This window comes from Blautia difficilis (genome assembly GCF_014297245.1).
In the GTDB taxonomy this organism is placed as follows: domain Bacteria; phylum Bacillota; class Clostridia; order Lachnospirales; family Lachnospiraceae; genus Blautia_A; species Blautia_A difficilis.
Genome location: NZ_JACOQG010000051.1, coordinates 1 through 8,949, shown reverse-complemented (window position 1 = coordinate 8,949; position 8,949 = coordinate 1). Strand labels below are relative to the sequence as shown.

At 40.2% G+C, this 8,949-nt stretch carries 9 protein-coding genes and 1 pseudogene; all 10 read right to left on the bottom strand.

Annotated elements, in window-relative coordinates; translation table 11 throughout:
* A partial coding sequence (locus H8Z82_RS16180) for an SPFH domain-containing protein (RefSeq protein WP_243176509.1) occupies positions 1 to 269 on the bottom strand: 269 nt, incomplete at its 3' end.
* Between the two features lie 103 nt (positions 270 to 372).
* Positions 373 to 1,395 carry an FtsH protease activity modulator HflK gene (hflK, locus tag H8Z82_RS16175; RefSeq protein WP_243101692.1) on the bottom strand — a complete coding sequence of 341 codons (1,023 nt, stop codon included), beginning with the start codon at positions 1,393 to 1,395 and terminating at the stop codon, positions 373 to 375.
* A gap of 431 nt (positions 1,396 to 1,826) precedes the next feature.
* Positions 1,827 to 2,180, bottom strand: a complete 354-nt coding sequence (locus tag H8Z82_RS16170) for a nucleotidyltransferase domain-containing protein (protein WP_008705813.1) — start codon at positions 2,178 to 2,180, stop codon at positions 1,827 to 1,829.
* A gap of 77 nt (positions 2,181 to 2,257) precedes the next feature.
* On the bottom strand, positions 2,258 to 4,075 hold the full coding sequence (locus H8Z82_RS16165; RefSeq protein WP_186995683.1) for an amino acid ABC transporter ATP-binding/permease protein: 1,818 nt from the start codon (positions 4,073 to 4,075) through the stop codon (positions 2,258 to 2,260).
* Positions 4,068 to 5,810, bottom strand: coding sequence for an ABC transporter ATP-binding protein/permease (locus H8Z82_RS16160; protein ID WP_186995682.1), 1,743 nt, complete (start codon positions 5,808 to 5,810; stop codon positions 4,068 to 4,070). Before H8Z82_RS16160 ends, H8Z82_RS16165 begins: the two co-directional genes overlap by 8 nt.
* Positions 5,807 to 6,154 (bottom strand): nitrous oxide-stimulated promoter family protein, encoded by a 348-nt coding sequence (locus H8Z82_RS16155; RefSeq protein ID WP_186995681.1) that lies wholly within the window; start codon positions 6,152 to 6,154, stop codon positions 5,807 to 5,809. The genes H8Z82_RS16160 and H8Z82_RS16155 overlap by 4 nt, the downstream gene beginning before the upstream one ends.
* A gap of 1 nt (position 6,155) precedes the next feature.
* Positions 6,156 to 6,560: a YbaN family protein gene (locus tag H8Z82_RS16150; RefSeq protein WP_186995680.1), complete on the bottom strand. Its 405-nt coding sequence runs from the start codon at positions 6,558 to 6,560 to the stop codon at positions 6,156 to 6,158.
* A 263-nt stretch (positions 6,561 to 6,823) separates the two neighbouring features.
* Positions 6,824 to 7,687 (bottom strand): hypothetical protein, encoded by an 864-nt coding sequence (locus H8Z82_RS16145; protein ID WP_186995679.1) that lies wholly within the window; start codon positions 7,685 to 7,687, stop codon positions 6,824 to 6,826.
* 4 nt (positions 7,688 to 7,691) lie between these two features.
* Positions 7,692 to 8,576: a metal-dependent transcriptional regulator gene (locus H8Z82_RS16140; protein WP_186995678.1), complete on the bottom strand. Its 885-nt coding sequence runs from the start codon at positions 8,574 to 8,576 to the stop codon at positions 7,692 to 7,694.
* A 176-nt stretch (positions 8,577 to 8,752) separates the two neighbouring features.
* Positions 8,753 to 8,949 (bottom strand): annotated as a pseudogene (locus tag H8Z82_RS16135) (protease modulator HflC); the annotation flags it as partial.

Below are 8,949 nucleotides of genomic sequence, written 5' to 3'. Positions count from 1 at the left end.
ACATAGCTGTCGCTGATCATCGTTTTCTTATCTTTTGTAATTACATCAGATGCTGCCAGATCATACAGCAATGTTTCCTTTGGCAATGACTGTGTACTCTCTATAAACGGAATCTTAAAACTGATTCCCGATGAGCTGATCACCCTGTCAACCTTACCAAACTGGCGGATCAGTTTGTATTCGTTTTGCTGAGTTACTGTTACTGATGCTCCGACAGCTACAACCGCTGCAGCCACACCAATTAATATTCCAACTTTCTTACCTTTCATAATAAATCCTTTCGTTTGTCATAGGCGGAAACCCGCTGCCTTTAGGTGATGGGTAGTTGACTTACTAAAACACCTTTTATATGAAATATTTTCTGTCATTTCATTATTCGTTCTCAGAATCATTTAAATTTTGTGTGTCCTGAGCAGGATCTGTGTTCAGTGTCTCTGTCGGATTCTCTGAACTGTTCCCTGTAAAAGAATCTAACGGCAGAACCTTCTGCACCCCATCTCCATTATCAATCACAATCTTCATTCCCGGCAACACATCTTCCATTGTCTCATAGAACATACGCTTCTTTGTGATCTCCGGATTCTTTACATACTCCTCATACATGGCATTAAAACGTGCAACCTCAGCTTCCGCTTCATTAATCCTTACCTGTTTCTGCGCCTCAGCATCCTGAATGATCTGGTCTGCTTCTGCCTCAGCCTCCGGAAGCTTTTCGTTTCTGTATTTATTAGCATTATTCAAAGCAGTTTCTTTTCCCTGCTTGGCAGTTTCTACTGCTTTAAATGCTTTCATAACTTCCTGTGTGGGCGGTTCTGAATCCTGGATTGTGATATTCACAAGCTGGATTCCCAAATCCTGTTCCTCCATCTGTTTCAGTATCATTTCTTTGATCTTGCTCTGGATTTCACCTTTTCCGGTTGTAAGTACTTCATCCACATCATAACTTGCGATTACTGTACGGATACAGCTTTGAGAAATATTTTTTAGAATATCTTCCGGTTCCTCTGAATTGTAAAGATATTTTACCGGTTCTAAAATTCTGTACTCAACAAAGAAATCTACATCAATAAAGTTATAATCCGAGGTAATCATAATGCCCTCATTCTCAACCACCGAATTATCTCCCATACTATATCCAATAGGAAATCCCTGGATCGTTGTATTTACTTTCTGTACTTTCTGTATAAAAGGAATCTTAAAATGCAGTCCTGTTTCTGCCACTGCTTTCGGCACTCCGAAAGTTGTCAGTACTGCCTGTTCCTGCTCCTGGATCTGATAGGTAGCATCTCCTGCAAGCCCTGCAATAATTACCAGCCCTGCTGCTCCTATTACAATACGTTTCACATGTTTTCCCGGCTTCTGTAATTTTTTAAAAGGATTTACTTTTTCGTTCACTTTTCTCCTCCGTTTCACCATTTGGCATAAGTAAATATTTTGCTTCTAAAAATTTCTGAAGAAAAGAAAAAGACTTTCATTTCAGACATAACATGAACTCTTCTCTTAATGTCTAAAACAAAAGTCTTGCCGATTATATCATAATGCGGGCATTCTTAATCTGCCGTTCTGACGCATTTATGTACCATTTATAGGAAAAACAAGTCCAGTTCTTCATAACGATGGCCGCTACTCCCTTTTCTTTGAGCAGCATCATATCATAACTATTTACAAAATGCAAGAAATATTTTTACGTAATCTCAGCAACATTATTCTGTATACATATTTCCATTATCATCTGTGTTCGAAGAACCATCTCCTGAATTACCCGGAACAGAATTTTGGTCAGTTAAAATATTGAAAATCATTTTCTGCAAAATCAAAATAACTGTTTAAGGCCATATCTGAATTCCCTCCTTTCGAACATTTGTATAATACAGCATTTTATTCCTTTTCCAGTCATCGCCAACTACAATTTTCAGATCCGTTTCTGCATCATCCAATTCCTCAGAGGATACTTCTGATTTTAGAAGATAAAGATATTTTTTTAGCTCTGGCCGGGAGCGGAATGACTCTGACAGTTCCAGAAACAGATCAACATCACTGCTATATTTCTCTTCACCCCGTGCACAACTGCCATACAGATATATTGTCTTAATATAAGGCTTTATACATGATGACTGAATAGCTCTTAAAGCATACTCCGCTGCATTTCTCTGCCGTTTTGATCTGATACATGTCAGCATTTTCTATCCCTCCGTTTTCTCTGCATATTATTTCCAGATTATGCTTACATTTTCTGCTTCAGGATTTGCTAAAAGGATTATGAGATTCTTCCATCTTTCATTTCAAATACTGTATCTGCGATATTCATCGTTGATTTCCTATGTGATACAAGTACCACAGTTTTTTTCTCTGACGCTTCTCTCAGAGATTTCAGAATGATTCCTTCATTCAAAGAATCCAGATTGGATGTCGGTTCATCCATCAGAATCAGAGGACTGTCGTGTAAAAATGCCCTGGCTATTCCAATTCGCTGCTTTTCGCCACCGGATAAGGTGTCTCCCAACTCTCCTACTTCTGTATCATAGCCCTTCGGAAGTTTCATAATAAAGTCATGGATAGATGCTTTCTTTGCTGCTTCCATAATTTCCTCTCTGGAAGCACCTGGATTTCCAACTGCGATATTATTGGCAATAGAGTCGTGAAACAGATGCGTTTCCTGTGTCACATAGCTTTCCATATCTCTGAGATGTCTGGTCAGAATCTTTCTCACATCCTCACCGTCCACAGAAACACATCCTTTATCAACATCCCAGAAACGCATAAGGAGTTTCAACAGTGTAGATTTTCCAGAACCGCTTGCCCCATGAATTCCTGTGATCTTTCCAGGTTCCAGTTTCAGAGAATAATTATCCAGGATTACTTCATTTTCATAAGCAAATGTAACATTTTTCGTTTCTGCGCCTGAAAATATATCTGACTTGCCGCCCAAAAGATTTTCTGAAATATTTACAGAATCATCTTTTACATCTACAGGAATTTCTTCCACCATCGGCTTTTCTTCCAATAACGAAAGAACTCTCTCCCCACTTGCCAGTGTCTGATTCAGATTATTAGACAGACTGGACAATGCCACTACTGGTCCGAAAGAACCCATCATAGCAATGGTACAGGTCAGGATTCCCTCAAATCCCAGTTCGCCCCTGCCGTACAGCCATATTGTCAGCGCCAGCATCCCAAAGGATGCAAGCAGGATCACCATATTTGTAAAAGATCTCTGTGATCCTTCCTGTTTACTTAAACTTCTCTGCATTTTTGCAAGATTTCCGGAGCGTTGTGACATCTGCTCTTTTCGACTCTCTCCCTGTCCATATTGAATCGTCTCATCCAGGCCGCGGAGAGAATCCAGGACAAAACTGTTCAGCTCTCCAAAATTTGTACGAAACTCCATTCCCATCTGACTTCCGCGTCTGCCATTCCACACTGGAATCGCAACTCCAACTATCAGATAAGCTGCAAGAGCAAGAAGTCCCGCCATCCAGTGATATCTCCCTATAAAAACGATCATGATCAGTGCGGTTAATGTTGCGATGGCAATCGGAGAAATGGTATGCGCGTAAAACACTTCCAGAAGTTCAATGTCTGTCGTAATGATTGAAATCAGATTTCCCTTATCTCTGCCCTCCAGCTTCGCCGGGCAAAGTTTTCTCAATGCAGCGAATACTTTGTGTCGGATAATCGCAAGGAGTTTAAATGCAATAAAATGATTACAGTACTGCTCTGCATAATGAAGGATTCCTCGAAGAACTGCAATGATAATCATTATGATAATAATTGTTTTTACAGGTGTGTTTATCAGCCACAGATTCCTCACTGTAATCCCCACCGTCTGGGCAGACAATGCTACATCAGTTGTTTCAGTTGCTATCGCTGCTCCCATTTCTCCTGTCAGGATTCCATGTACGATCACCTGCCCTGCCAGAATCGTCAGGAAAATAGCGCACAGATATCCTGCTGTTCCAAGGATGATTGCTGCAATCATAATGTGAAGCAGCGGCTTCACCAGACCGATCAGACTTCCCATAATTGAGACGGCACTTCTGCGTTTTTTTGTTAAATTACTCTGCACCTCAGACATCCCTGTTCACCTGCCTTCCATAGTTCTCCAGTGCCATCTGGCTTTCATACAAATGTCTGTATTCACCGTCTTTTTGCATCAGTTCTTCATGCTTTCCATGTTCCTGTATTTCCCCGTTCTTCAGGAAATAAATCTGATCAGATTCTACTACATTTGCCAGTCGATGAGAAATCAGAAGCACTGTTTTGTTTTTTGCCAGTTCATGAATCACATCCATGATCAATTCTTCACTCTCCACATCAATATTGGAAGCTGCCTCATCAAAAATATATACAGCAGCATCGTACAGCAATGCTCTGGCAATCACCAGTCTCTGACATTGTCCGCCGGACAGATTGCTGGCTTTTTCCAGCAACTTTGTCTGAAGACCATCCTGTGTCTGCAAAAATCCCAGAAGATTTACTTTCTTTAGAACTGCCTTCATTTCTTCCTCTGTTGCATCCGGTTTTGCCATACGAAGATTCTCTTCTACTGTTCCCTTAAATAGATAACTGTTATGACGGACCAGTACCACATGTTTCATCAGATCTGACTCATTCACCTCAGAAAGCGATACGCCGCCAATAGTAATCTCTCCTGTAAATCCTCTGTTCTTTGCAGAAATGATCCCTGCAATCGTACTCTTACCGCATCCGGATTCTCCTACCAGAGATACAAAGCTTCCTGCCGGAAGATACAAATCAATTCCTTTTAAAATCTCTCTGTTTTCTTCATAGGCAAAATGTACATTCTTAAAAGAAATGTCTAATGAGTCATCTGGCAGATTTTTATCTCCTGTCTGAGGTTCTGGTAAATCCAATATCTTAAATATTTTATCGCTGGCAGCCATGCCATTCATTGCAATATGGAAAAAAGATCCTAGCAGTCTTAACGGCAGGAAAAATTCACTTGCCAGAAGAACAATGCAAATTGTCCCTGAGATACTGATATTTCCTTTGAGAAACTCAGATAATGCAACTGCCATTCCAACCGCTGCTCCACCATATGCCACGATATCCATCACACTCGTAGAATTTAACTGCATCGTCAAAACTTTCATGGTAATTCTTCGAAAGTTCTGAGACTCCACATCCATCTCATCCGCTTTCTGCTGATCTGCCTGATAAATCTTCAGCGTTGTAAGCCCTTGCAGATTTTCCAGAAAGGAATCTCCAAGTCCTGTATAAATACTCCAATATTTGTTCAGCAATTTCTTTGCGATTTTCTGTACCACTACGATAGAAATTGGAATCAATGGCACACAGATCAGAAGAACTACACTGGCTTTTATACTCACCCGACAAAGAATCGCAAACAATGTCAGTGGTGCAATTAAGCTGTAGAATAACTGCGGCAGGTATTTTCCGAAATAAGTTTCCAGCTGTTCTACGCCTTCCGTTGATACCTGAACTACCTCTGATGACGATACCTGCTCTTTATAGGACGCCCCAAGTTTCAGCATCTTTTCATAAATTTTTTCACGCAGGATCCGCTTTACATCCACACAGGCAAGATAAGATGATCTTGCGCCCATTCGTTCGCAGCTAAAGCGTACGATTACCACCAGAATCAGTGTAATGATCGTTCGCTCAACAACTGCTGCCGTTACGCTTTGATATATAACTCGTTCCAGTAAATCTGCAATCGAAAAAACTGCCAATACCTGTGACAGAAGTGCCACCCACTGCCATAGAATCGTATATACAATATACTTTTTCGCATGGGATAAGAGTCCCACCAGTCTTGTCTTTATCATAAGTTTTTTACCTTTGCCTCCCTTTTACTACATATCAGATGCCATATTGCAAGAATCGGATGGTGCATTAGCATTCTTGGGCCTGAAAAACGCATTACCCGACGAATCTGCTCTCTCTTTTCCGGTTTATAACAATGCACTTTGCAGTTTGCGCAAAATGTTTTTTGTTCCATAAATGGACATTTCTGACTTCTGAGTTTCGCATAATCTGAAAGTTCCTGACAGACCGGACACATCTGCCTGCCCTGACGTTCCTCTTCCAAATGATTTTTCCGACAGTATAATCGAATCATTTCTTCCACAATATACTGTTCTTTCTGCCGCTTCTTTTCCACCTTATTCATATTATTTTGCACCTTCCAGTGTCTTGTTTTCCGCATTTACAGTTTTTACTCTCAGGAAAAAATATAACACATGGCAGACCCATACCACGATCAGGCAAATTCTCCCAACAGGCACATTTTTCATACAAAGAAATCCAATCCCCATAATTACTGTTACAGTTCCCATAATGCGGAGTTTTGTTCCCATCGTCATAGCTCTCTTCTGCACAAAACTGTCCAGATGTTTTTTATATAAATTTGTTCCAAGAAACCATGAATGGAGTCTTGCTGAACTTTTTGCAAAACAGAATAGTGTTGCCATATAAAACGGAACTGTCGGCAAAATCGGCAATACAATCCCTACCGTTCCAAATCCCAGACACAAAAATCCCAATATCATCCAAAAGATTTTCAGCGAGTGTTTCATAATCATTCTCCGTATCGTATGTTTAATTTTATATTTACTTATAGTTACTACAGAAAGCCTTCCAAATCATCTGATTTATCTGGTTACCATTGGCTAACTGCGTTGACATTCTACCAATGTTTATTGGTTAGTGTCAACTAATTTATTCGTTTTCGTGCCTGTCGGGAACGGTTTGTATTTTTCCTTTATACCTGTAAAATCAACATTTTTCCATATTTGTGCATAATAAAAAGGCCGAATTTTCTTCATTTCGACCTTTAATCTTACATCCAGAATGTCAGCACTGCTGTACTCTCCGGCATATGTGCATTTCCTACATTACAGGCAACTGTAATGTGAACCGTTCCCTTTACATTTCCCATTCTGCCACGGAAAAAATGGCAGGCACTGAGTGGAATCCTTAACTTTCCATTCTTAATGACCGCTTCATAAAGCTGCCCCTGTTTCTCGTATTTCAGAGAAGAAAGATGTCCTGACATCTCTGTTCCGTCAATCCTGGACCTTCCGTAAATTTCACGAATCGTCAGTTCCAGCCAGCTTCCACGCGTATTATTTCGAATACATGCCAGATGTTCAAAGCCCTGATGTGCCATAGAGAGTCTGGTTTCGCTATTTCTGCTTATCTGATGAATAGCAATCCCTACCTGAAATTTTCCTTTTTCCAGTATCTTTTCAATAAAATATGCATTGGAATCTTTTTCTCCCTGCGAATTTTTCTGTTCCTGTTCATTTTTTCCTTCTACTGTACGTTCCGTTGTCTGTCTTGCATTTCTTACCATAGTCCTCAGCAGATCATAATCCACGTTCTCGATCAGCTGCTTCATCTTCTCCGGAATTTCTTTTTCCGGAATATTCATTGTCTTCAGATATGTCCTCACATCCCTTAAGATCCTTTTATAAGTTAGCAAGGCATGCGCACCTTCTGTGGTAAATTCATATTTTTCCGTCAGATATCCTTTTCCAATGCACTCTTTAAAAAATCGACTGACCGGTCCATGACTCACCCCACAGGTATTCGCGATCATCGCAACACTTCCGCGCTTTTTTCCTACTTTTTCTAATTCCAGAAGGTACTGAATCTGAAGCATTGATGGATGTAAAAGATTTCTGTTATCCTGATTATTCACGTCTTTATCCCTCCGATTTCCAGATATGTACATCAAGTTCCCGGCTGTTCCAGTCAACAGGCTTCTCACCTTTTCTCGTAAACGCGATCAACGCAGTTCCTTCTATGATCGGGTCCTGGCATCGTGTTGAAAATTGAAACACACTGGACGGTATCCAAGGATTTCCCATTTTCTCCTCTGCCTGTATCCATCCCTGTTCCGGGTCTTTGTACCATAAATTCTGCGCCGAAGTATCTTCTTTTTTTATCAGTTCAAAACTACTCTTGTCTTCTGTAATGTGAAGCCAGATATTCTCAGAAAAACAATCAAACTCCCTGGCAAATCTTCTTGGACATGTTTTCTCTATCTGATAAATTCCCATAAGAAACATATACTTTCCCGTCTGATACCAGCTGCGCAGATCCGAATGTTTCAAAATCCGTTCAAATGTATCTCCATAATCTACAAAATTACAAATCTGCTGAACCGTTTCCTCACTGACCACATGCTCCATACGGCAGGCATCCTCCTGGGCTTTCTCATCTGAAACGCCAACAAACTGAAGAAACTGAGTGAGAATTTCATAGCGATACTGAAATTCTTCTCCTGTAATCTTTCCAAACTCTGTAAGTGAAATTCCAGAGCCGGATTCATCCTTCTGATGTCCTGTAGATGTAACTTTCTCTCTGATAATATAGCCATGAACTTTCAGTTGTTTCAGATAAAAATTGATTTCTCTTCTGCTCATAGCCATACGGCTACATAATTCTTCAACTGTAATCTCTGCTCCAGCATTTGCAATCAGACAAATCTGTTCCAGCATATCCTCCTCAATTTCACGCCGTGAGGACGGAAGCTGAATATTCGTTTCCTTTATTTCTTCAAAATCAGTTTGCATCAGTTTTCTCATTTTGATCCCACCTGAATTATTCTATAATAATTTTCTCTCCAAGTACCTTATATCAGCAGGTTAGTTTTGGCTAATTTGTATTATATGAACAATTCTGCGTTACTGTCAAGCCAATTCTATGTTTCTGTTTTTTATTCGAATTTGTAAGATTTTTATAAATTCGAAGCCTTCTTCTTTTATTTCCCTTCAAAAATCTGAGCGATCGGTGAATCCGCGGACAGTATTACTGTTTTGTCCTCACCTTTCATAGATGCCTTCAGCGCATCCAGACTTCTCACAAAAGAATAAAACTCACTCCTGTCCTCTTCTCCATAAGCCTGAGCAAGGATTTTCATATATTCCTGTTCGCCCTCTGCCTCCAGGATCTCTGCCT